We start from the raw sequence: 23,605 nt of genomic DNA on the forward strand, positions 1-23,605 counted from the left end.
GAGGGCGATGATCATGAAGGACACAATGATCTTCACAAGGGACTCCCAGACGATTTTCCCGACGTAAATTTGTGGAAAAATGCTTTGAAGGACGCAAGACTTCGACGAAATGAGGCTGACTACGATCCGTACCCCCCAGACGACAAAGCCTTTCGTCAACATGGGCGATCACAGATTATCATAGCCGACAAGTTCATTAGCGAAGCGGAAGCATATCTGCGCGCAAGAGGATGCCCCATCTGATGACTTCACGTGAGCAGACGCCTGAGCAAAGAATCCGCTCCGCATTCTCAAAGCATGGTCTCGTACCGGCTTCAATCACGGTACGGAATTTTCCAGATGAGACCGTGTTGATTGTCTTCGTAAGCTCACAAGATTACGACGCGTCTGTGGCGTTATCAAGTACAGTAGAAAATGAACTCCCTGAAAATCATCTCGTAGTAATCCGGCGGGCCGAAGATTCTGATAAATATAAGAACGAAAGCGTCAAAGGCGTTTCTGATTCACGAGTAAGTCGCCTTATAGAATTGCTGAATGAGAGGTCGAGAACGTCTGAGCAGCAGCCAAGTCTACAGTTTATAAAGGATGCGGCCGAGAACGTGAAGGTTGCCGTAACGCGGCGGCATCACGTAGTCTTTGGGAGGAGAGGCGTTGGAAAGACCGCACTTTTATTAGAAGCAAAGCGGCTTGTAGAGAATTCACAAAATATCACTATATGGCAAAACATACAGGTATTGAGAGGCCTTGATCCGAAAGCGGCTTTTCTCACTATTGTAAAGAGAATATGTGAGATTCCTGATATAATATATTCTGACCGCTCACAGAGGCTCGCAAGTAAAAGGTTATCATCGGATATAGTTAATCGTATTGATAAGATATTAATTCGACCATCCCGCGCTATGTCAGAGACAGCGTCTCTAATACCGGATGCGCAGAGACTTGTATCTATGATTTGCTCTGAATATGGGGGCGATCTATACATATTCTTGGATGATTTTCACTATTTGGAGATGTCTCAGCAGCCGGAATTTTTGGACCTACTACATGGTATTACGAGAGATACGACAGCCTGGATAAAGATTTCGGGCATACGCAATCAATGCAGACTTTATCAAAATGACCCTGCGCTTGGTATGCAAGTCGGCCATGACATTGCTGCAATATATCTAGACATTACATTGGAGGAGCCTGCCAAGGCTCGGCGCTTCCTGACGGGGATTTTGCAGACGTATCTCCCACCTGCGGGAATAACAAACCGTTCAGGTATATTTTCCAACGGGGCGTTAGATCGTTTAGTACTGGCATCTGCTGGTGTCCCTCGGGACTTTCTGTTGTTAAGCGCTCGTTCTATTCAGCTTGCGCGAGAGCGCGTAAACGCGAGGACTGTCGGGACACAAGACGTGAACGATGCTGCCGGAGAAGCTGGGGCGCAAAAATTGTCGGAGTTGGAAGAAGATGCTGCTTCTGCCCGTGGAAAAGCGCAGAGTCGAGTAGAGGCACTAAATAAGATTCGAAGTTTTGCGATAGACGAGAAACATTTTTCGTTTTTTAGAGTTGCCTTTCGAGATAAGAATGAATTTCCCGATGAGTATGGTCTGCTTCAGAGTCTTATGGACTTGAGAATGATACATATTGTCAAGGGGAGTTTATCTGAAGCGCACGCAGTGGGGGAGAGGTCGGAGGTATATATGATTGATCTATCCGAGTACTCTGGATCGCGCTTGAAGAAGAATATATCTGTAATAGAATTGAAGGGAGATAATCTTGTTCTTAGGAGAACTGGTCCACGAGGAACTAAACTTATTGCTGATACACCTCGAAAGGTTATTCAAATTTTTAGATCAGGACCGGAATTTGAACTTGGATCACTATCTTCGTTGGTCGCTTAACTAAAAATATTCCTGCAGCGGCCGAACTTCCAAACTCCCCGCCTTCAGCGCCGCGATGGCCTCGGCCACCGCCTCGGCGCCGGCTAGCGTGGTGTAGTAGGGTACGCGCTGCATCAAGGTGGCGCGGCGGAGGGACTTGGAGTCCGACAGCGCTTTCTGGCCGTCCGTGGTGTTGAAGACGATCTGCACCTGGCGGTTGCGGATGGCATCCTCGATGTGGGGGCGGCCTTCTAGCACCTTGTTGATCTTCTCCGCCTCGACGCCGTTTTCCTTGAGGAAGCGCGCGGTGCCGGAGGTGGCGAGCACCTTGAAGCCGAGGCGGGCGAGGCGCTGCACCGCCGGCAAGACGCCCGGCTTGTCCTCGTCGCGCACGGAGACGAAGAGCGTGCCGCCGCGCGGCAGGTCGACGCCGGCGCCGAGCTGCGCCTTGGCGAAGGCGAGCGCGAAATCGTGGTCGAGGCCCATCACCTCGCCGGTCGATTTCATCTCGGGGCCGAGCAGCGTATCGACGCCGGGGAAGCGGGCGAAGGGGAAGACGGCTTCCTTGACCGCGATGTGGCCGGGCCGGCGCGGATCGGGCAGGGCGCCGTAGTGGGCGAAGGCGTCGTCCAGGCTCTCGCCGGCCATGATACGGGCCGCGACCTTGGCGATCGGCTTGCCGACGGTCTTGGCCACGAAGGGCACGGTGCGGCTGGCGCGCGGGTTCACCTCCAGCACGTAGATCGTGCCGTCCTGGATCGCGTATTGCACGTTCATCAGGCCGCCGACATGAAGCGCACGGGCGAGCGCGGCGGTCTGCCGCTCCAGCTCGTCCACGATGTCGTCGGAGAGCGAGTGCACCGGCAGCGAGCAGGCACTGTCGCCTGAATGGATGCCGGCCTCCTCGATATGCTCGAGGATGCCCGAGACGAACACTTCCTTGCCGTCGCACAGGCAATCGACATCGACCTCGATGGCGTCGGTCAGGTAGGTGTCGAAGAGAAGCGGGTTCTTGCCGAGCAGCGTGTTGATCTGGCCGGTCTTGTCGTTCGGGTATTTCTGCTTGATGTCCTCCGGCACCAGCCCCGGCACGGTGTCGAGCAGGTAGGATTGCAGCATGTTCTCGTCGTGGATGATCTGCATGGCGCGGCCGCCGAGCACGTAGGAGGGGCGCACGACCAGCGGGAAGCCGAGTTCGCCGGCCACGAGCCGCGCCTGCTCGACCGAATAGGCGATGCCGTTCTTCGGCTGGGTGAGCGAGAGCTTCTGCAGGAGCTTCTGGAAGCGGTCGCGGTCCTCGGCCAGGTCGATCATGTCGGGCGCGGTGCCGAGGATCGGGATGCCGGCCCTCTCCAGCGCGTCGGCAAGCTTCAGCGGCGTCTGGCCGCCGAACTGGACGATGACGCCGACAAGTTCGCCCGCCTCCTTCTCGACGCGCAGGATCTCCAGCACGTCCTCCGCCGTCAGCGGCTCGAAATAGAGCCGATCGGAGGTGTCGTAGTCGGTCGAGACCGTCTCCGGGTTGCAGTTGATCATGATCGATTCGTAGCCGGCGTCGGCGAGCGCGAAGCAGGCGTGGCAGCAGCAATAGTCGAACTCGATGCCCTGGCCGATGCGGTTCGGTCCGCCGCCGAGGATGACGACCTTGCGGCGCTCGGAGACTTCCGCTTCCGAGGCGAGCGCGCCGGCGAAGGGCTGCTCGTAGGTCGAGTACATATAGGCGGTCGGCGAGGCGAACTCGGCCGCGCAGGTGTCGATGCGCTTGAAAGCGGGGTGCACGCCGAGCTTTTGGCGAGTCTTCTGAACGGCTTCCGCGTCGCTGTTCGTCAATGAGGCGAGGCGGGCGTCGGAAAAGCCCATCGCCTTCAGCATGCGCAGGTTCCCGGCGTCGCCGGGCAGGCCGTGCTCGCGGATACGCGCCTCCATGGCGACGATCTCGGCGATGCGCTCCAGGAACCACGGGTCGATGCGGCACATCTGGTAGACGTCGGCGACGGAGGTACCCATGCGCAGCGCCTGAGCCACCATCCTGAGGCGATCCGGCGTCGGCGTGCCGAGCGCGGCGCGGATGGCGTTCTTGTCGTCGCCGGATCCCAGGCCGGGGATTTCGATCTCGTCGAGCCCGGTGAGGCCGGTTTCCAGCCCGCGCAGCGCCTTCTGCAGGCTTTCGGCGAAGGTGCGGCCGATCGCCATCACCTCGCCGACGGATTTCATGGCGGTGGTCAGGATCGGCTCGGCGCCGGGGAATTTCTCGAAGGCGAAGCGCGGGATCTTGGTCACCACGTAATCGATGCTCGGCTCGAAGGAGGCCGGAGTGGCGCCGCCGGTGATGTCGTTCTCAAGCTCGTCCAGCGTGTAGCCGACGGCGAGTTTCGCCGCGACTTTGGCGATCGGGAAGCCGGTCGCCTTGGAGGCGAGCGCGGAGGAGCGCGACACGCGCGGGTTCATCTCGATGACGACGAGGCGACCGTCCTTCGGATTGACCGCGAACTGCACGTTGGAGCCGCCCGTTTCCACGCCGATCTCGCGCAGGACGGCGATCGAGCCGTTGCGCATCATCTGGTATTCCTTGTCCGTCAGGGTGAGGGCAGGGGCCACCGTGATCGAATCGCCCGTATGCACGCCCATCGGGTCGATGTTCTCGATGGAGCAGATGATGATGCAATTGTCCGCCTTATCGCGGACGACCTCCATCTCGAATTCCTTCCAGCCGAGCACCGATTCCTCGATCAGCACCTCGGTGGTCGGCGAAGCATCGAGCCCGCGCTCGACGATCTCGAAGAACTCGGAGCGGTTGAAGGCGATGCCGCCGCCGGTGCCGCCGAGCGTGAAGGAGGGGCGGATGATCGCCGGCAGGCCGATCTCTTCTAGCGCCCGCGCCGCCACTCCCATGGCATGGCCCATATAGCGCTGCTTGCGGTCGCCCTCGCCGAGCTGCCATTCCGTCTCGAGCGCATCGAGCGCGGCGTCCAGGTCGTCGGGGCTGGAGGCTTTCAACTCGGCGCGACGCGCCTCGTGCTTCCGGCGGTCGGCGTCCTTCACCTCCGTCGCGTTGGCGAGCATGGAGCGCGGCGTCTCCAGCCCGATCTTCTTCATCGCTTCGCGGAAGAGCGCGCGGTCCTCGGCTTTGTCGATGGCCTCGGCGTTTGCGCCGATCATCTCGACATTGTAGCGTTCCAGGATGCCCATGCGGCGGAGCGAAAGCGCGGTGTTGAGCGCGGTCTGGCCGCCCATGGTGGGCAAAAGCGCATCCGGCCGCTCGCGGGCGATGATCTTGGCCACCACTTCGGGCGTGATCGGCTCGATATAGGTTGCATCGGCAAGCTCCGGGTCGGTCATGATGGTGGCCGGGTTGGAGTTCACCAGGATGATGCGATAGCCCTCGGCCTTCAGTGCCTTGCAGGCCTGGGTGCCCGAATAGTCGAACTCGCAGGCCTGGCCGATGACGATCGGTCCCGCGCCGATGATCAGGATGGAGTTGATGTCGGTGCGTTTGGGCATGATGCGGTCCGTCGATGGCGCTCGCGCATTGGGCCGGGCGGGGCCCCGTTTCGCGCGCGAAAAGCGTCGCGGCGGCCCGGCCATGCGCAAGGAAGAAAATATCAGGCTAGGCGGGCCTTATAGGGGAAGGAAACGCGCCGCGTAACCCCCTAAAATGCCGCGATGGGAAGCTATGCGCCGCCTACTTCCCCAGCGCCACCGCGTCGAGGATTTCAAAGCGCTCGGCCTTGCCGATGCGGATCATGTTCAGGCTGCCTTCGCGCGTGGCCTGCAAGGGCTCGGACGAGTCGGAGCCATCGGGTTTTCCACCGCGGAAGCGGATGGTGCGGGAGGCGCCGTCCGGCAGGCTCACCACCACGTCGGCGATGCCGGGTCCGAGGCGGGTGACGGCCGCCCGGCAAGGCTGCGTCGGCTGGCCGAACGCGCCGGCGCAGGGGATTTCTCCGGTCGACTTTTCCGCCGCCTCGACAGAGGCGGGCGCCTCTCCCGGTACGGTGGGGCGCGGTGTCGGATGCGGGATGCCCCCGGCATCCGTGCCATTGTCGGGCGCCGGATCGGCTGCTGCCGCGGCGTCGTCGGTGGCGGGTGTGGCGGTGTTGGGCGCGGCATCGCCGGCTTCACCGCCGGCCGGCCGGCCGAGCGCTGCGCGGTAGAGAGGGCCGTAGCGGGCAATGATCGCCTCGCGCAGCTTTTCCTTGTCCGGGTGTTCCGTCGCGCCGGCCGCCTCGCTGTTGCCTCCGATGCGGGCATCGAGGTTTTCCGGCAGGTCGGCGGGCGTCGTCTCGCTCTTCGCCATCAGACCTGCCCAAGTGGGCGTGGTCCCCGTGCCGGGGGATGATGGCGCGGCCATTTCCTTCAGCGCTTCTCCTTCGGCCCGGCTTGCCGTGCGCAGATAGCGTTCGGGCGCCCAGCCGCTCATCTGGGGCGCGGCCAGCGTCGTCACCTTGCACCATTCGTAGCCGCTATATTGCGCGCAGCCGAAATTCCTAACGCCTGAGCCGTTGGGCAGGCGCGCTTGTACCGAGCCGATCGGGGAGGGCGTGGCGCGGATGTTGAGGAAGTCGCCCAGCGACAGCCCGTTGACGACCGAGATGGACGGCTCATCCGCGCTTTGTGCCTTGGCGGAGGGGCAGGAGGCGGCGAATGCCACGGTCAAAAGGAAAGCCATGGAAAGGATTTGGCGGAGATCGATGCGGCCGCGCCTCGTGGCCGGGCCGAGCCAAGGATTGCCGGATTGCCTGCGGTTCGCCATGCGGTATTCCCTAGGGGTAGGATCGGCGCGCTATTACTAACCCGATTCGTGCCCGGCGTGCCGAGCGGCCGCAAGGGCGCATATTTATGCGGAAGGAATGAGGCGCGACTTCATGGGGAAGGATCCCGGCGGGCCTCCCAGCGGGGAAACAGCCTGCCGCCGGTGACCGGTCAGCCGTCATCACGCCGAGTTGTCGCAAATTCACATCTCGTTGCGCCGGGCCAATTCCATCTGCCCAGGCCAGCCCCGTTGCTGTAAGCCGGACGTGCCGCCGGCCGCGCGCCCCAAAACGGTACGCCGGCCGCGCACTAAACGAAAGGGTTCGCCATGACGATAACGGCCGTGAACAAAGCCGCCCGCGCTGTCTCGAGAAAGGGAAAGCTGATCGTCCTTTCCGGCGGCATCGCCGCGCTTTGCGGTCTCTGGCTGCAAATGGCGCCGACCCGCGCGGACGCCGATGAGGCGCGTGTCGTCCCTGCGCCCGCGATCGACGAGCCGGTCGCTGCCGCGGGGCATAGCGGACCGGAGACAGCCGTGCTCGCGGGTGGATGTTTCTGGGGGGTGCAGGGCGTCTTCCAGCACGTGGCGGGCGTGGTCAGCGCCACGTCGGGCTATACCGGCGGCGCCGGGAACACCGCGTCATACGAAACGGTTTCCACTGGCACGACCGGTCATGCCGAATCCGTCCGCATCGTCTTCGACCCGAAGAAGGTCAGCTACGGCCATCTGCTGCAGATATTCTTCTCCGTCGTGCACGACCCGACGGAACTCAACCGGCAGGGACCCGACACCGGAACGCAATACCGTTCGGCCATCTTCCCGACGAATGCCGGGCAGGCGAAGGTCGCCGAGGCGTATATCCGCCAGTTGAACAACTCCGGCGTCTTCGGCTCGTCGATCGTGACCACGATCGAAACGGGGAAGAAATTCTATCCGGCGGAAGGTTATCATCAGAATTTCCTGACGAACCACCCGGATTATCCCTATATCGTGATCAACGACATTCCGAAGGTCCAAAGCCTGAAACGGCTTTTCCCCGCGGAATACGCATCCAAGCCGGTGCTGGTTGCCAGCAGCGGGGAATAGAGTCTGTCGAGCATACAAGAAGCGGGAGGCGTGCAGGCCCTCTGCGCCGGTATGCGGCCCTATCCGAGCTTCCGGCGCCTTTCGAGTTCCGCCTTGCTCGGCTGCGCTCGCTCGAAGGTACCTGTCTTGATTTCGCCGTCGCGTCGGTAGGTGGCGATGATGACGCCGGAGGCGGAGGCCTGCGACTTTTCCAGCCTGAGGGCGGCGGGCATCGTGCCGTCGCCGAACAGGCGCTTGCCCTTGCCGAAGACCAGGGGATAGATCATCAACTGGAATTCATCGACCAGATCGGCGGCGAGCAATTGCTGAATCAGCTTGCTCGAACCCCAGATCAGGAGCGCCGGGCCATCCTCTTTCTTCAGAGCGCGCACGGTAGCCACCACGTCCTTGCCGAGCCCCTGGCTGTTTTCCCAGCTCAACGTGTCGGGCTCATGCGTCGCCACGTATTTGGTCACGCGGTTGAAGGTCCGGGCGATCTCCGCTTCTCCCGGGTTATATCCGTCGGATGACGGGTCGGTTGGGATATAGGGCCAATGGGCCGCGAAGATGTCGTAGGTATTGCGGCCAAGCAGCAGGTCGAACGGCCTGGACATTCCTTCGCCTACGGCGGCGCCAATCGCTTCGTCTCCGTAAGTCGCGGTCCACCCGCCATACTCGAAGCCGCCGGTCGGGTCCTCCTGCGGACCGCCGGGCGCTTGGATGACGCCGTCGAGGCTGATGAAGGCGGTCGTTATGATCCTGCGCATCGGACTTCTCCCTTGAAGTGCGTTTCGTGTCGGTCGCGCACAAAGGACGGACGACCGACGCGGATGCCGACAGCGGCAGGAAAAATTTCGGCCAGTGCCTACGTGGTCGAGTGCCTACGCTGCGTCGCCTTTCGGCAGCACCAGCGGCAGGTTGACGGCGGTTGCGATCACCGAATCGAGGAAGCCGGGGAAACGCCGGTCGAGGTCGGCGCGCCTGAGCGAGATATGGCGTGAGGTGCCGCAAGGCTCGACATTGACGACGCCCGCCTCGCGCAGCTTGGCCAGATGGTAGCTGAGGCTCGTTTTCGAGCCGAGGTCGCAGAACTGGCCGCACGTCATGCTCGTTCCCTCGTTGCGGGCGAGCATCCCGACGATAGCCAGACGCGTGTCGTCGCCGAGTGCTGAAAGCACGTTCGGCAAGGCAATCTGGTCGATGGTGGGATGCGGCAGGCTCATGCCCGAGAATTAAGCACAAATCGGGTGGATTTCAACGCGGAGGAGGGGTGCTACGGTCGTTGCGACGATCCGCGCCTTATGGCGCGAGCCACGTGCGACCTGTCCCTCCTGACACCAAGTTGTCAGCACGGTCGGGTTATTTTGCACTGCATCATTGACAGCGACCTTCCCAAGTTCCAATTGTTCAACGAATTTTGAACTAAGGATTCTCCCATGGACAAGCGTATCTTCTGGCTCGCCGCCGGTTCCTTCACGATATCGACAGAGGGCTTCGTCGTTTCAAGCCTTCTGCCCGACATTGCGGCGGATGCCGGCATATCGATCCCCCTCGCGGGCTGCCTCATCACCGCCTTCGCGCTCGCCTATGCGCTCGGCGGGCCTGTCCTCGCCACGCTCACCGGCCGGCAGGACCGGCGCTCGATCATCGTGTGGACGATGGCGTTCTTCGTTTTCGGCAATCTGATGGCGGCGCTCGGTTCCTCCTTCGAGACGCTGCTCTCCGCCCGCGTCGTCATGGCGCTTGCCGCCGGCCTTTTCGCAGCCACCGCGCAGGCGACCGCCGTCGCTATGGTGGACGACCATCACCGGGCACGCGCCATCGCGGTGGTCGTTGGCGGCACCACGGTCGCGGTCGCGCTCGGCGCGCCGCTGGGAGCCCTGATCGGCACTGCGATCGGCTGGCGCGGTACCTTCATGACGATCGCGGTGATCGGTACGCTGGCCGGTGTCGTTCTTTGGTGGCGTCTCCCGCACGGTCTGACCGGCACGCCGCTTTCTCTCGGCGAGCGCGTCGCCGGCGTCATGCGGCCGGGCGTGCTGCCCATGCTGTTCACGACGCTGATGACGCTGACGGGCGCTTTCACCGTGTTTTCCTTTATCGCGCCGCTTGCCATGCAGGGCACGAGCCTTTCCGAACTTGCCCTGCCGGCCGTCCTGTTCGCGTTCGGTGTCGGTGCGGTGATCGGTAATATCGTGGGCGGGCAGGCTGCCGACCGCTTCGGCGCGACGCGTACCGTCTGCTGGTCGCTGGCGCTCTCGGCGGCCGTGCTGTTCGCCTTCTCCGCGATTCCCGCGCTGCCGCATTCCTTCGCCGGTCCGGCGCTGATCCTCGCCATGGTCCCGTGGGGCGTGGTCGGCTGGGCCTTCCCGCCGGCGCAGGCGAGCCGCATCCTCGCTATCGCGCCCGACGACGCGCCGGTGGTGCTGTCGCTCAATGGCTCTGCGCTTTATCTCGGCATAGCGCTCGGCTCTGTCGTCGGAGCGGAGGTGCTGCGTGTCGGGTCGCCGGCCGATCTTGGCTGGGTGGCCGGGCTGTTTCCGCTGATCGGCCTCGCTATCGTGCTGGCGGCCGCCGCACGCAGGAACCGTCCCACCGCCGTTGCGCCGGCAGAATAGGGAACGCGGGAACGTTCCGCGCGTTTCTCCGGGCGTCGCAATGGTTGCGGCGCTACCGGAGGAACGGAGATGGGTGTAGAACAAGCCCCTACAGCCAAGGGCAGACAGGCCGCGAGCGGCCTGAAGCGGTCGGCTAAAAAGGAAGAGCGGAAGGTTGAGGCCAAAAAGGGCAGCCCACTGAAGAAGGGCGCCGCGCGCGTGGAGGAGCGGTCGAAAAGCTCCGACGGCAAGGGCGCCGGCGCCAAGCAACGCTGACTGGCCTCAAGGCTCAGAAACTGATTCGCCTTTGCGGCTTAAGACCCTGTTTTTGCTGAGTGCTGCCTGTCGGGTACCGAACAGCTCCGGCAGGCAATTCCGTTCAGCGATGTCCGTCCGGCCAAAAAATCACTATGACTCGGCCGCTGCATTCGGATAATTGTGAAGCGGATGGGCAGGCTGGTCGAGGAGAGGAAACACAATGCTCTGGAAAGGCCGACGCCAAAGCGACAATATCGAGGACCGGCGCAGCGAAAGCGGCGGCGGTTTCGGTGGTGGCGATCCGTTCGGACAGGGCGGCGGATTCCGCATCCCCATTGGCCGCGCAGCCGGCGGCGGCGGCATCAAGGGTATCATCATCCTGGTCATCCTGTTTTTCGTGCTTCGGTTCCTCGGCATCGACCCGATGCAGATCCTGGGTGACGGCGGCCCGATCTCGAACGGTGGCGTGACCCAGGAAAGCAGCGTGCAAAACGGCCCCCAGGCCAATGACGAGATGAAGCAGTTCGTCGCGACCGTGCTGGCCGAGACCGAGGATACCTGGACCGGCATCTTCCAGTCGCAGGGTCTGACCTACAAGGATCCGACGCTGGTGCTGTTCTCCGGCGCCTATCCCGGCGGGTGCGGCATGGCGCAGAAGGCAATGGGGCCGTTCTATTGCCCGAACGACCAGAAGGTCTATCTCGATACCGATTTCTTCCGCCAGCTCGCGCAGCAATTCCATGCCTCCGGCGATTTCGCGCAGGCCTATGTGATCGCGCATGAGATCGGCCATCACGTGCAGAACCTCACCGGTATCCTCGGTAAGTTCAACGAGAAGAGACAACAGGTCGACGAGGTCACCGCCAACAAGCTGTCGGTCATGGTGGAACTCCAGGCCGATTGCTTCGCCGGTATCTGGGCGCACTTCACCGAACAGAAGGGCATCCTCGAGAAGGGCGATGTCGACGAGGCGCTGAACGCGGCCTCGCAGATCGGCGACGACACGCTACAGAAGGAAACGCAGGGTTATGTCGTGCCCGACAGCTTCAACCACGGCACCTCGGCGCAGCGCCGCCACTGGTTCCAGACGGGCTATCAGTCGGGCAAGCTTTCGGCCTGCGACACGTTCAATAACCCTATCTGAGACGACGATACGTCTCTGGACCGGGGTTGATGCGGTGGCATCGACCCCCACTCCGTCCGCTTCGCGTCCACCTCTCCCCCGATCGGCGGGGGAGAGGAAGCGCTGGCCGCAGGGCTAGCACCCTTCCTCTACCCCACGAAGGTGGGGGAGAGGTGGCCCGGCGAAGCCGGGACGGAGTGGGGGTATCCGGCCATATGCGATCGCCCCACCCCGACAGAGTGGGTAATCCCGAAACCTTCGTTGTCCGGAATGGCCGCTTCCTCTATAAGGCCCCTCCCGTTCGAGGAGCCAATCATGATCGACGCCGCCACGGCCAGGCGGGGCCTCGTCCTCGTCTTCACCACGCTCCTGCTCGACATCATCGGCTTCGGCATCATCATGCCGGTGCTGCCGGCCTATCTGAGCGAGCTTTCCGGCGTCGGCGTCAGCGAGGCGGCGATCGAGGGCGGCTGGCTGTTCTTCGTCTACGCGGCGATGCAGTTCTTCTTCGCGCCGCTGGTGGGAAACTTGAGCGATCGCTTCGGGCGGCGGCCGATCCTGCTCGCCTCGGTGCTGACCTTCTCGATCGACAACCTGATCTGCGCCGTCGCATGGTCCTATCCGATGCTGTTCATCGGCCGCGTGCTCGCCGGCATCAGCGGCGCGAGCTATTCGACCACTTCGGCCTTCATCGCCGACATCAGCACGGACGAGAACCGAGCCAGGAATTTCGGCCTGCTGGGCATCGCCTTCGGTGTCGGCTTCATCATCGGCCCGGTTCTTGGCGGCCTGCTCGGCTCGTTCGGGCCGCGCGTGCCGTTTTATTTCGCGGCGGGGCTGGCCTTCGTCAATTTCCTGATCGGCCTCGTCCTGCTGCCGGAGACCCTGGCGCCGGAACACCGTCGCCGCTTCGAGTGGAGGCGCGCCAACCCGGTCGGCGCGCTTATGCAGATGCGCAGCTATCCCGGCATCGGCTGGATCGGCCTCGTCTTCTTCCTGATGACGCTCGGGCACATGGTCTATCCGGCCGTGTGGTCGTTCGTCGGCAGCTACCGCTACGGCTGGAGCGAGAGCCAGATCGGGCTTTCGCTCGGCCTCTACGGGCTCGGCGGCGCTATCGTCATGGGCCTCGTCCTGCCGCGTGTCATTCCCTGGTTCGGCGAGCGGCGCACCGCCGCGATCGGGCTCGCCTTCGCCGCGCTCTCCGCTTTCGGTTATGCGGCCGCCTGGCAGGGCTGGATGGTCTATGTGGTGATCGTGGCGACGTGCCTCGAGGCGCTGGCCGACCCGCCACTCAGGAGCCTCGCCGCCGCCAAGGTGCCGCCGTCGGCGCAGGGCGAACTGCAGGGCGCGATGACCTCGATCTTCTCTATCACCTCGATCGTCACGCCGCTGCTCTATACGGGCATCTTCGCCCGTTTCACCGGGCCGGATGCGCCGGTGGATTTCGCCGGCGCGCCCTATATCGTCGCTGGAATCTTCCTGGCGTTTTCGCTCATCGTGCTGCTGGCCAAGGTCGGCAGGCCGAAAGAGGCCGCGAGGGCGGGGGCAGCGGAGGCCGGTTTGTGACGGAGGCCCGGCCGGCTCAGCGTTCCGCCAGCGCCGGTTCGCCACGGCGTTCGCGGATCAGATTGGCGAAGCGGCGGAAGAGGTAGTGGGAATCCTGCGGGCCGGGCGACGCCTCGGGGTGGTGCTGCACGGAGAAGACCGGCTTGCCGGTGATGGCAAGGCCGCAATTCGAGCCGTCGAAGAGGGAGACGTGCGTCTCCTCGACGCCGTCGGGCAGCGTGTCGCCGTCGACCGCGAAGCCGTGATTCATCGAGACGATTTCGACCTTGGCGGTCGTGTGGTCCTTGACCGGATGGTTGGCGCCGTGATGGCCCTGGTGCATCTTGACGGTGTTGCCGCCGAGCGCCAGCGCCAGCATCTGGTGGCCGAGGCAGATGCCGAAGACGGGGATGTCGGCGTCGAGCAGGTCCTGGATGATCGGCACGGCATATTCGCCGGTCGCCGCCGGGTCGCCGGGGCCGTTCGAGAGGAATATGCCGTCCGGCTCCATGGCGAGGATGTCGTCGGCGGGCATGTCGGCCGGCACCACGGTAACCTTGGCGCCCAGCCCGGCGAGCTGCCGCAATATATTGCGCTTGATGCCGTAATCGACGGCGACGATGTGCATGTCCGGTTCGGCCAGTTCGCCATAGCCCTCGTTCCAGATCCAGGGCGTCTCGGTCCAGGTCGAGCTCTGGCCGGAGGTGACGTCCTTGGCGAGATCGAGGCCGACGAGGCCGGACCATGTGGCCGCCTTCGCCTTCAACTCATCGAGGTCGAAAATGCCGTCCGGCGCATGCGCCACGATGGCGTTCGGCGCGCCGCCGACGCGGATATGGGCGGTCAGCGCGCGCGTGTCGACGCCGCTGATGGCGACGATGCCGCGCCGCTTCAGCCATTGGTCGAGGCCGCCCTCGGCGCGGTAATTGGACGGATCGGTAATGCCGGCCTTGAAGACCGCGCCGATCGCGCCGGCGCGCGCGGCGGGGGTCAGGTCCTCGATGTCCTCTTCATTGGTGCCGACATTGCCGATATGCGGGAAGGTGAAGGTGACGATCTGGCCGGTATAGGAAGGGTCGGTCAGGATTTCCTCGTAGCCGGTCAGCGCCGTGTTGAAGCAGACCTCGCCGACGGCCTCGCCTTCCGCACCGAGCCCGCGTCCCTCGATCACCGTCCCGTCCGCGAGGACGAGGAGGGCGGTGGGCTTGTGCTGGGTCCAAGGGGCGGTGCTGGCCATTAATCGGGTCCTTCGATTTCGGCGCACCAATCGCAAGGCGCGTCGCAAAGCAGCGAATGCGGCTGGCGCAATTCGCGTGCTTCCTTAGATGATAGTCGCTAAGAGAGCGGTCAATAGGCTCGGGCGGCGGCGCGGTCAAGGCGCCGCGGCGGCGCATCGGAACAGGAAAGGAAGCGGCATGTCGCTCCGCGGGAATATCGACGAGGCGCTGAAGAACGCGCAGAAGAGGCGCGAGGCGGAGCGGGTCTCGACGCTGAGGCTCATGCGAGCCGCGATCCAGGGGGACGACATCGCCAGGCGCGGCGAGGGACGCAAGGAGGCCGGCGACGCCGACATCCTGCAGATCCTCGCCAAGATGGTGAAGCAGCGCGAGGAATCGGCCGCCGCCTTCGAGGCAGGCAAACGGCCGGAACTGGCGGCGAAGGAGCGTGCCGAGATCGCGGTGATCCGCGAATTCATGCCGAAGCAGATGGACGAGGCGGAGATGCGCGCCGCAGCCGAGGCCGCGATCAGGGAGACAGGCGCTTCCGGGATACGCGACATGGGCAAGGTGATCGGCAAGCTCAAGGAGCAATATGCCGGCCGGATGGATTTCGGCAAAGCAAGCGGCATCGTGAAGGGGCTGCTCGGCGGTTGAAGGTTGCCCGGCGGTGCGTCCTTCGAGGCTCGCTCCGCTCGCACCTCAGGATGAGGATTGTGGGGTAATCGGCTGCGCAGACCCGTCGCTCAGATGGCGCGCAGGCGCGAGCCGGAAAGCTCGCCGCTCTCTTCCAGCACCGGATAGGCGATCGAGGCCAGCAGCGAGTTGATCTGCTTCATGTCGCGGATCGTGTCGAGGTGGATGGAACTGGTCTCCACGCTCTGCTCCGTGCCCTCGCGCAACCGCTCGAAATGGCGCCGGCTTGTTTCCTTCTCGACGTCGCGCAGCCGGTCCTTCTCGGCGACGAGCTGGCGTGCCGTCACCGGGTCGCGGTTGACGAGGAGGTTGAAGGCAAGCCGCGCATTGGCAAGCACGGCGGCGTGGAAGCTCGAAAGCTCGCGCCAGCCCTCCGGCGTGAAATCGATGCCGCGCTTCAGCTTCTTCTGCACTTGCGGCAGCATGTTCCTGACGATGATGTCGCCGACCTGTTCGAGCTTCACGCATGCGCCGAGCAGTTCCTGGCAGCGTGCCGCTTCCCTTTCTGACATATCGCCCGTCGCGATCTGCGCAAGATAGAGCTTGATGCCGGCATGGAGCCTGTCGACGCGATCGTCCAGCGCGGCAAGCTCGTCCATCCTCTTCCGATCCGGCGTCTCGTAAAGCTCGATGATGCGGCGAAGCATGATCTCGATGATCTCGCAGACCCGCACGACCTCGCGCGTGGCGTTAGCGAGCGCCTGTCCGGGATGGGCAAGCGCCGCCTTGTTGAGTGCGGAGAGTTCCTCCATTTCGGCGGGAATTTCGGGTTCGGCCGGCGTGGAAAGGGCGACTATCGCTTCCGTCGCCTTCAGCACGAGACCGGAAAGCGGAATGCCGGCGATCAGGATGATGACGTTGAAGAGGATATGCGCGTTGACGATCTGGCTGACGGCGTCGGCACCCAGGAAATCCATCCTCGGCTTGAAGATCATATAGAGCACGAGCATGACGATGGAGCCGGCGCCGCGCATCAGGAGGTTGCCGAGGGGAACGACGCGCTCGGCCGGCGGCGCACCGCGGGTGAGCAGCGGCGCGATGACGGAACTGCCGAGATTGACGCCGAGCACCATGACGATGGCAAGTTCGGGATGGATGATGCCCTTGCCGGCAAGCGCCATCAGGAGCAGCACGCCGGCGATGGAGGAATGGAACAGCCAGGTGATGAGGGCGGCGAGCAGGAAGGCCGTCACCGGGTCGCCCGACAGATAGTCGACAATGACGGGAAGCAGGTTCGAATCGCGCAGCGGCTCGGTCGCGCTGTTCATCATTTCGAGCGACAGGATCATCAATCCCACGCCGAATACGATGCGGCCCATCTGCCGCCAGGACCGCTCTTCGGTCGTGCGGAACATGACTGTGCCCGCGATGAGGCAGATGGGCACCAGAAGCGACAGATTGTAGCTCAGAATCTTGACGACGAGCGCCGAGCCGACCTCGGCGCCGCGCACGGCGAGGATGCCGGAGAGACCGGTGACGATGCCGGAGCCCGCGAAGGAGCCGATCAAGAGCGTCACCGCCGTCGAACTCTGGAACGCGACCGACAATCCCATGCCGGTCGCTGCCGAGAGGAACGGGTTCCTCATCGTGGCGCGCAGCTTTTGGCGCAAGACATCGCCATAGGCGCGCTCGACGCCGGTGCGCACCATGCGAGTCGCCCATAAAAGCAACGCCACCGCGCCCGCCAGATGGACGAGAACGATCGAGCCGCTCATGCGAGCGGGTCCTGGCACAGGGGCCGGCAAATGGTCACGATAAGGTTGGCCATGCCAGACAAATAGCGAATCCCAAACGGTTTTCCAGCGGCCGATTCGATTAGCCGGTTAAGATATCGCGCCTTTTGAACAGGCGTGCAAGCGAGTGTGAGCGGGAGGGGCGCTGGCGCAATGGCAAAGGTTGGAATATCAAGCACCCGGCCTGCCCATGGCCGATCAGGAGAGATGGCAATGAACGAACAATCCCGCCCCGACTGGTCCGCCGCGCAATATCTCAAATTCGAGGACGAGAGGACGCGGCCGTCGCGCGATCTCCTGGCACAGATACCGCTTCCAGGCCCGAAGCGGGTGGTGGACATCGGCTGTGGGCCGGGCAATTCGACCGAGCTTCTCGCCGCGCGCTGGCCGGATGCCGCGGTAACCGGCATCGACACCTCGCCCGACATGCTGGAGAAGGCGCGGGCGCGGCTCCCCGGCGTCCACTTCGAACTGGCCGATGCCGCGGCCTGGATACCGTCGGAACCGGTCGACGTGATCTTCGCCAATGCCGTCTTCCAGTGGCTGCCGGACCATCCCACCATTCTTCAGCGATTGATGGAGCATCTCGTACCGGGCGGCGTGCTTGCGGTGCAGATGCCGGACAATCTGGGCGAGGCGTCGCACCGGACGATGCGCGAGGCGGCGGGCGCCATGCCGTTCAAGGCGAAGCTCGAAACGTCGGCACGGGCGCCGCTGCCGCCGGTCGGCTTCTATTACGACCTCCTGATCGGCGAAGCCAGCCGGCTCGACATCTGGCATACGGCCTACAATCATCCGCTGGCCGGCGCGGAAGCCATCGTCGAATGGCTGAAGTCTACCGGGCTGAAGCCCTTCCTCGATCCACTGGAGCCGGCCGAACGGGAGACGTTCCTGGCCGATTATCTCGCGCGCATCCGCGAGGCTTATCCACCGCGAAAGGACGGCAAGGTGCTTCTGCGCTTCCCCCGTCTTTTCATCGTGGCTGTCCGGTAGGGAACCCTTGCCGGCGAATGCGCCATACGGAAACCACAATGCGGAGGAAATGCCTCCGTTTTCTTTACACGGACGCTTAATCGGCACTAAACCCCTTCGGCCCTATCGTATCCGGCCTTCGGCGCGCCTCTCGGCGTGCGCCCGCCGCTCAAAGGAACAGGCATGAACCGCGTCGCGATTACCGGCATCGGAGTGAAGATCCCCGAGGCCGAGATACCCAATGAAGAGCTGGTGGCGAGCTTCAACGAGTGGGTCGGGCGGGAAAACAGGAAGCGGGAAAAATGCGGCGAGGAGCCGCTGAAGGAATCGAGCGTCGCCTTCATCGAGCACGCTTCCGGCGTGAAATCGCGGCATGTGATCGCCGCGGACGGCATCCTCGATCCGGACCGCATGGCGCCGCGCATTCCCCGCCGAAGCAATGAGGAGCTTTCGGTGATGGCCGAATTCGGCGTCGCCTCGGCAAGGCAGGCGATCGAGGACGCCGGCGTCGATCCGGCCGGGATCGACATGGTCATCTGTGCCGCTTCCCACCAGCAGCGCAACTACCCGGCGATGTCGATCGAGATACAGAAGGAACTCGGCACGTCAGGCGCGGCTTTCGACATGAGCCTCGGCTGTTCGTCCGCCGCCGCCGGGCTGCATGTCGCGACCAACCTCGTCCGGAGCGGTGCACAGAAGCGGGTGCTGGTGGTGACGCCGGAGATCATCTCCGGCCATCTCAATTTCCGCGACCGGCAGACGCATTTCATCTTCGGCGACGCCTCGGCGTCGGTCATCGTCGAGCCGCTGGCGGAGGGCGAGACGCGGCCCGGACGGCTGGAGGTGCTGGACACGGGGACCTGGACGCAATTCTCCAACGCGATCCGCTCCAATTTCGGCTTCCTCAACCGGGCCTCGCAGGAGGATACCTCGATCGTGGAAATGGCCGACAATTTGATCGTCCAGCTCGGCAACAAGGTGTTCAAGGAAGTCACGGTCGCCGGCCACCACTTCATCGTGCAGTTCCTGGCCGAGCATGGGCTCGACCCGCACGGCATCCGCCGCTTCTGGCTGCACCAGGCGAATGCGCGCATGAACGCCATGATCCTAAGGATGGCGCTCGGCCACGACGCCGACCAGGATCGGGCACCGCTTGTGCTCGATCGGCTCGGCAACACGGCTGCTGCCGGAGCCATCGTGGCGATGAAGGAGAACCATGCCGATCTGAAGCCCGGCGATTACGGGCTGCTCTGCGCCTTCGGCGCCGGCTATTCGATCGGCGGCGCACTGATGCGCATGATGTGAAGGCCGGAACGGGTCTTCGGGCGTCATTCCTCCTCGTCGTCCGGCTCGAGCAGGCGCGTTGCGCGCCAGCGCGTCAGGACGGTGTTGATCTCGTCCACCACGAAGAAGCGGGCCGCCTCGCGGTCGTAACCCTCGGAGAGCAGGCGGTCGTAGGCGGTGTGCTCGTGGCGGACGTGCGCGACCGTCGCCAGCCACACCGCGATGGTCGGCGGCAGCGTCCTGAATTTGGCGGAAAGCGCGGCCTCCCGGATAGGCTCCGTGTCGGCATAGGGCGCCATCGGCAGAAGCGCCGACAGGGCCTTGCCGATAACGCGCTGGCGCGACGTGCCGCTCATTCGCTCTTGGAGACCGTCGCTTCCGGCACCGAATCGGTAGAGGCGTAGTACGGCTTGATGTCGATGACCGGCGTTCCGTCCAGCACGTCCATGGCGTCCAGCGTCAAAATCCCCGCGCCGATGTCGAGCCCGGTGAGACGCGTGACATGCAGGCCGATCGGGTTCGGTCGGGCAGGGGAGCGCAGGGCGAAAACGCCTTTCGGATGAAGCGCATGGCGGGGTTTCTGCACAATCAGATTCCGCGCCGAGCGATTGAGCCAGGTGAGGATGGCGACGTGGCTCGCGCCTTCGAGGCCGGCAAGGCCCGGCCGGTAGTCCGGTGCGACCTCGACGCTGGCAGGTGCTGCGCGTTCGCGGGCCTGAGCCATGTTGCGGGGACATTCCTCGCGGGAGGTCCAGGGTGAGCGGATACGGCCGATGAAGACGACATGACCGTCCGGCGGCAGGCCAGCCGGGTCGGTCGTCAACTCCACTTCGCCTTCGCGCCTTTCCGTCATCTTGTCCACTCCGTCATCCTATCATTTCCCGGGCGTCATTTTCTGGCCGGAACGCGACATGGCTCTTGCCAAGCGGGCGATATTCACATAAAGATATCTTTATGTCTTTCTGGAGCAGTAAATGCTGACGCGCACGCCTGTTGGCCTCGATGCCATGGTTGATACCTTGAAGGCGGCCGCCGAATCCAGCCGTCTGCGTATCCTCTTGATGCTGTCGCGCGGCGACCTCACGGTCAGCGATCTGACGGACGTGCTCGGCCAGTCGCAGCCGCGTGTCTCGCGCCACCTGAAACTGCTCCTCGATGCCGGCCTCATTTCGCGCTATCAGGAGGGGTCGTGGGCTTATTTCCGGCTTTCCGACGACGAAACCGCCCGTGAAACCATCCAGGGCATCGTCGCTCGCGTCGACCTCGGCGATGCGACCGTCGAGCGCGACCTCGAACGCCTCGCCGAGGTGAAGCGTAGGCGGCAGGAGCGCGCGCTCGGCTATTTCAGCGCCAATGCGGCGAGCTGGGACCGTATCCGCTCGCTGCACGTGCCCGACGACGCCGTGGAGGCCGGGCTCAGGAAAATCGTCGGCAAGCGGCCCTTCCAGTCCATGCTTGACCTCGGGACCGGCACCGGACGTCTGCTGGAGATATTTTCGCCGCTTTATGTGCGCGGCGTGGGCGTCGATCTCTCGCGCGAGATGCTTGCGGTGGCACGGGCCAATCTCGACCGCGCCGGCGTGCACAATGCGCAGGTCAGGCAGGGCGACATCTACACGCCGCCGGTGGAGCGCGAATCCTTCGACCTCGTGACGATCCACCAGGTGCTGCATTTCCTGGAGGATCCGGCCGCCGCGATCCGCGAGGCTGCAAGGCTGCTTAGGCCGGGCGGACGGCTGGTGATCGTCGATTTCGCGCCGCACGCGCTCGAATTCCTGCGCGAGGAGCACGCGCATCTGCGCCTCGGCTTCGCCGATCGGCAGGTCGCCGACTGGCTCGAAGAGGCCGGACTTGAATTGAAGGACACGATCGACTTCGCGCCGCGCGGGGAGGGGTCGCGGCTGACCGTCAAATTGTGGCTTGCCCAGGACCGGCGGTTGCTCATCGCCGGCGAGGGGAGCCACGCCCGAACGCAGGAGAATATCGCCTGATGTCACAGTTCCGCTTCTCCCGCCTGCCCGATATCGGAGACCGGATTCGCGTCTCCTTCGAGTTCTTTCCACCGAAGACGGACGAGATGGAGGCCCGGCTTTGGGAAACCGTAACCCGGCTCCAGCCCCTTTCACCGAGTTTCATATCGGTGACCTACGGCGCCGGCGGCTCGACGCGCGAGCGCACGGCGCGGACGGTGGCGCGTATCCTTGGCGAGACCAGTCTTGCGCCGGCCGCGCATCTCACCTGCATCGACGCCACGCGCGGCGAGGTGGACGAGGTCATCCGTGAGTTTGCCGTCATGGGCGTGAAGCGCTTCGTGGCGCTGCGCGGCGATCCGGCATCCGGAGTCGGTGCCATCTACAGGCCGCATCCCGGCGGTTATTCCAATGCGGCGGAACTGGTGGCGGCGCTCGGACGCGCCGGGGATTTCGACATTTCGGTGTCGGCCTACCCGGAGAAGCATCCGGAGAGCTCCGATTTCGCGACCGACATCGACATGCTGAAGCGCAAGGTCGACAATGGCGCGACTCGCGCGATCACGCAGTTCTTCTTCGACAACGATCTTTACGAGCGTTATGTCGAACGCGTGCGCCGGGCTGGCATCTACATTCCGATCGTTCCCGGCATCCTGCCGATCCACAATTTCAAGCAGGTGACGAATTTCGCCTCACGCTGCGGCGCGTACATGCCGGCGTGGCTGGCCGAGCGCTTCGCCGGTCTCGACGACGATCCGCAGACGCATGCGCTCGTCGCTGCCGCGGTTGCGGCCGAGCAGGTGCTCGACCTCGTCGAACGGGGCGTGGGCGATTTTCACTTCTATACGCTGAACCGCGCGGACCTCGCCTTTGCCATCTGCCACATGATCGGCATCCGCACGCCATTGCAGGAGCAGGCTACCCGGGTGGCGGCTGCCTGATCCTTCGAGGCCCGTTTCGCCTGCACGTCAGCATGAGGGCAATGGGAGTACCCCCACCCACCCCTAACCCCTCCCCACAAGGGGGAGGGAACCTTGTCTCGTCTCGGCGCAGCATGGTGCAGAACTTCGATAGCTCTAGCTCGGAAAGTGGCGGCGGCGTCTCCCTCCCCCTTGTGGGGAGGGGACAGGGGTGGGGGTGTAGGGTCGCGCAGTTTCCGTATACGGTCGCCCTGGATAAGGAGCGGTGAACCAAGAGACAGAAAAGGCCGGGTTTGCGGCCCGGCCTTCTCAGAATTACCGATGGGCAGCTCAGCCGCCCCGGGAGTCAACGCATCAAGGAAGCACTCCCATAATGAGCGCGGCGATGAATACGAATGCCGCGCAGATCATCAAAGCGTTGATCGGCCGTGTCAGTCCCATGGCATAGCCTCCTCTTCGACTATGGTAGAGTCTAGATGCATTTCGGCCACGGACAAGAGAATTTTTTGCTGCGTTGCCACGAACTTGTGAAAATCCTGCCTTAATTGCCGGGCTTGCGCCTTGTTTTCGCTGCAAAAAGTGATCGCAAAGCCACGCTTTGAAAAAAATCGCTTGACCGCCTTTTTCAGCGCCTTTCGGCTGATTCCGTTGCCCGGCGTGCGCGGGAGCGGAATATCCGGCCGTCGATGGTCACGAGGCCAAGCCCGATCAGGACCATGCCGATGAGTTCATAGGTGTCGAGACCCTCGCCGAGGAAAAGGACGCCGAGCAGGATGGCGCTGACCGGCACGACCAGGGTGACGAGCGAGGTGTTCGTCGCCCCCGCCGAGGCGATAAGGTTGAAATAGAGGATGTAGGCCAGAGCCGTCGACAGGAGGCCCAATGCCGCCACGGAACTCCATGCCGCAGGGCTGGCCGCACCGATGCTGGACGCGCCGAGGCTGACGACCAGCGCCATGATGACGGCCGAGGCGGTCAATTGACCTGTCGCGACGACGTCGGAGGGCAGGGCGCGGAAGCGCCGCGCGAAGATGCTTGCCAGAGCATAGGAGACGGAAGCGCCGAGCGCGCAAAGCTGCGCCCACACCGGCGCTCCAAGGCCGGTAAGTGCTCCAGGTCCCACCATCACGGCCGTTCCCACTACCCCGAGCAGGATGCCGGCCAACCTGTTCGGCGTGATCTTCTCGTCGCTGGTCAGGAAATTGGCGGCGACGATCGTCCAGAACGGGGTCGTCGCGTTGAGGACCGCTGCCAAGCCCGCGCCGATCGCCGTCTGGCCGGAAAAGAGAAGCGAGAAGGGGATGACGTTGTTCAACAGCGCCAGCATGAGGAAACTGCCCGCGCGGGGAAGTGCCGGGCGAAAGGAAGCGCCGCGTGCAACGAGCCAGACATGCAGCGCTGCCGCCGCAATGAGAACGCGGTAGAATACCAGCGTCAGCGGCTCGATCTCGGCGACGGCAACGCGCGCGAAGAAGAAGGAGCCACCCCACAGGGCGCCGAGCAGGATAAGCTGCGCCCAGTCGGCGGTGCTCATCGGCTTCGATGCTGGCTGCGGGACTTTCATGGCTGCTCCTCGAAAGCGCCATCGCTAGCCGAATGGA

The 23,605-nt window shown here is 63.6% G+C and carries 20 protein-coding genes; 11 read left to right on the plus strand and 9 right to left on the minus strand.

Annotated features, from left to right (window positions below):
• Positions 1-242: 242 nt before the first annotated feature.
• Positions 243-1,889 (plus strand): hypothetical protein, encoded by a 1,647-nt coding sequence (locus tag RBH77_RS11655; protein ID WP_311032339.1) that lies wholly within the window; start codon positions 243-245, stop codon positions 1,887-1,889.
• On the opposite strand, the gene carB is transcribed toward RBH77_RS11655, so the two are convergent.
• Positions 1,890-5,369, minus strand: coding sequence for a carbamoyl-phosphate synthase large subunit (gene carB / locus RBH77_RS11660; RefSeq protein WP_311032340.1), 3,480 nt, complete (start codon positions 5,367-5,369; stop codon positions 1,890-1,892).
• A 181-nt stretch (positions 5,370-5,550) separates the two neighbouring features.
• Entirely contained in the window at positions 5,551-6,621 is a 1,071-nt protein-coding gene (locus tag RBH77_RS11665; RefSeq protein WP_311032342.1) for an SH3 domain-containing protein, read from the minus strand.
• A 327-nt stretch (positions 6,622-6,948) separates the two neighbouring features.
• On the opposite strand from RBH77_RS11665, the gene msrA reads away from it, so the two are divergent.
• Positions 6,949-7,707: a peptide-methionine (S)-S-oxide reductase MsrA gene (gene msrA, locus RBH77_RS11670; RefSeq protein ID WP_371832862.1), complete on the plus strand. Its 759-nt coding sequence runs from the start codon at positions 6,949-6,951 to the stop codon at positions 7,705-7,707.
• A 59-nt stretch (positions 7,708-7,766) separates the two neighbouring features.
• Here msrA and RBH77_RS11675 read toward each other — a convergent pair whose 3' ends face one another.
• Together RBH77_RS11675 and RBH77_RS11680 are read right to left on the minus strand one after the other, a co-directional pair.
• Positions 7,767-8,453, minus strand: coding sequence for a dihydrofolate reductase family protein (locus RBH77_RS11675; protein WP_311032343.1), 687 nt, complete (start codon positions 8,451-8,453; stop codon positions 7,767-7,769).
• A gap of 114 nt (positions 8,454-8,567) precedes the next feature.
• Positions 8,568-8,909, minus strand: coding sequence for an ArsR/SmtB family transcription factor (locus RBH77_RS11680; protein ID WP_311032344.1), 342 nt, complete (start codon positions 8,907-8,909; stop codon positions 8,568-8,570).
• A gap of 213 nt (positions 8,910-9,122) precedes the next feature.
• Between RBH77_RS11680 and RBH77_RS11685 the strand changes: the two genes are divergently transcribed.
• The 4 genes from RBH77_RS11685 to RBH77_RS11700 all read left to right on the plus strand — a co-directional run bounded on the left by RBH77_RS11685 (position 9,123) and on the right by RBH77_RS11700 (position 13,233).
• Positions 9,123-10,304: an MFS transporter gene (locus RBH77_RS11685; RefSeq protein ID WP_311032345.1), complete on the plus strand. Its 1,182-nt coding sequence runs from the start codon at positions 9,123-9,125 to the stop codon at positions 10,302-10,304.
• Positions 10,305-10,373: 69 nt separating this feature from the next.
• Positions 10,374-10,559: a hypothetical protein gene (locus RBH77_RS11690; protein WP_311032346.1), complete on the plus strand. Its 186-nt coding sequence runs from the start codon at positions 10,374-10,376 to the stop codon at positions 10,557-10,559.
• Positions 10,560-10,761: 202 nt separating this feature from the next.
• A complete protein-coding gene (gene ypfJ / locus RBH77_RS11695) occupies positions 10,762-11,685 on the plus strand; it encodes a KPN_02809 family neutral zinc metallopeptidase (protein ID WP_311032347.1) in 924 nt (307 codons plus the stop codon).
• A gap of 294 nt (positions 11,686-11,979) precedes the next feature.
• Complete coding sequence (locus RBH77_RS11700) at positions 11,980-13,233, plus strand: TCR/Tet family MFS transporter (protein ID WP_311032348.1); 1,254 nt, start codon at positions 11,980-11,982, stop codon at positions 13,231-13,233.
• Positions 13,234-13,249: 16 nt separating this feature from the next.
• Here the strand turns inward: RBH77_RS11700 and carA are convergent, their stop codons facing one another.
• The gene (gene carA / locus RBH77_RS11705) at positions 13,250-14,449 is read right to left on the minus strand and encodes a glutamine-hydrolyzing carbamoyl-phosphate synthase small subunit (protein ID WP_311032349.1); all 1,200 of its coding nucleotides are present in this window, start codon (positions 14,447-14,449) and stop codon (positions 13,250-13,252) included.
• 178 nt (positions 14,450-14,627) lie between these two features.
• Here carA and RBH77_RS11710 point away from each other — a divergent pair, with 178 nt between their 5' ends.
• Positions 14,628-15,086 carry a GatB/YqeY domain-containing protein gene (locus RBH77_RS11710; RefSeq protein WP_311032350.1) on the plus strand — a complete coding sequence of 153 codons (459 nt, stop codon included), beginning with the start codon at positions 14,628-14,630 and terminating at the stop codon, positions 15,084-15,086.
• An 89-nt stretch (positions 15,087-15,175) separates the two neighbouring features.
• Here the strand turns inward: RBH77_RS11710 and RBH77_RS11715 are convergent, their stop codons facing one another.
• Positions 15,176-16,840: a Na/Pi cotransporter family protein gene (locus RBH77_RS11715; protein ID WP_311032351.1), complete on the minus strand. Its 1,665-nt coding sequence runs from the start codon at positions 16,838-16,840 to the stop codon at positions 15,176-15,178.
• Positions 16,841-17,071: 231 nt separating this feature from the next.
• Here RBH77_RS11715 and tam point away from each other — a divergent pair, with 231 nt between their 5' ends.
• Positions 17,072-17,851: a trans-aconitate 2-methyltransferase gene (gene tam, locus RBH77_RS11720; protein ID WP_311032353.1), complete on the plus strand. Its 780-nt coding sequence runs from the start codon at positions 17,072-17,074 to the stop codon at positions 17,849-17,851.
• Between the two features lie 162 nt (positions 17,852-18,013).
• Positions 18,014-19,135, plus strand: coding sequence for a beta-ketoacyl-ACP synthase III (locus RBH77_RS11725; protein ID WP_311032355.1), 1,122 nt, complete (start codon positions 18,014-18,016; stop codon positions 19,133-19,135).
• A gap of 23 nt (positions 19,136-19,158) precedes the next feature.
• Here the strand turns inward: RBH77_RS11725 and RBH77_RS11730 are convergent, their stop codons facing one another.
• Together RBH77_RS11730 and tsaA are read right to left on the minus strand one after the other, a co-directional pair.
• Positions 19,159-19,470 carry a DUF2293 domain-containing protein gene (locus RBH77_RS11730; protein WP_311032357.1) on the minus strand — a complete coding sequence of 104 codons (312 nt, stop codon included), beginning with the start codon at positions 19,468-19,470 and terminating at the stop codon, positions 19,159-19,161.
• Entirely contained in the window at positions 19,467-19,967 is a 501-nt protein-coding gene (gene tsaA, locus RBH77_RS11735) for a tRNA (N6-threonylcarbamoyladenosine(37)-N6)-methyltransferase TrmO (protein ID WP_311032515.1), read from the minus strand. Before tsaA ends, RBH77_RS11730 begins: the two co-directional genes overlap by 4 nt.
• 121 nt (positions 19,968-20,088) lie before the next feature.
• On the opposite strand from tsaA, the gene RBH77_RS11740 reads away from it, so the two are divergent.
• Both RBH77_RS11740 and metF read left to right on the plus strand, forming a co-directional pair.
• Positions 20,089-21,105: an ArsR/SmtB family transcription factor gene (locus tag RBH77_RS11740; RefSeq protein WP_311032358.1), complete on the plus strand. Its 1,017-nt coding sequence runs from the start codon at positions 20,089-20,091 to the stop codon at positions 21,103-21,105.
• Positions 21,105-22,025 (plus strand): methylenetetrahydrofolate reductase [NAD(P)H], encoded by a 921-nt coding sequence (gene metF / locus RBH77_RS11745; RefSeq protein WP_311032359.1) that lies wholly within the window; start codon positions 21,105-21,107, stop codon positions 22,023-22,025. The genes RBH77_RS11740 and metF overlap by 1 nt, the downstream gene beginning before the upstream one ends.
• Positions 22,026-22,629: 604 nt before the next feature.
• Here metF and RBH77_RS11750 read toward each other — a convergent pair.
• Positions 22,630-23,568 (minus strand): DMT family transporter, encoded by a 939-nt coding sequence (locus tag RBH77_RS11750; RefSeq protein WP_311032361.1) that lies wholly within the window; start codon positions 23,566-23,568, stop codon positions 22,630-22,632.
• Between the last annotated feature and the right edge of the window lie 37 nt (positions 23,569-23,605).

The organism is Mesorhizobium koreense (assembly GCF_031656215.1).
Taxonomy (GTDB): domain Bacteria; phylum Pseudomonadota; class Alphaproteobacteria; order Rhizobiales; family Rhizobiaceae; genus Mesorhizobium_L; species Mesorhizobium_L koreense.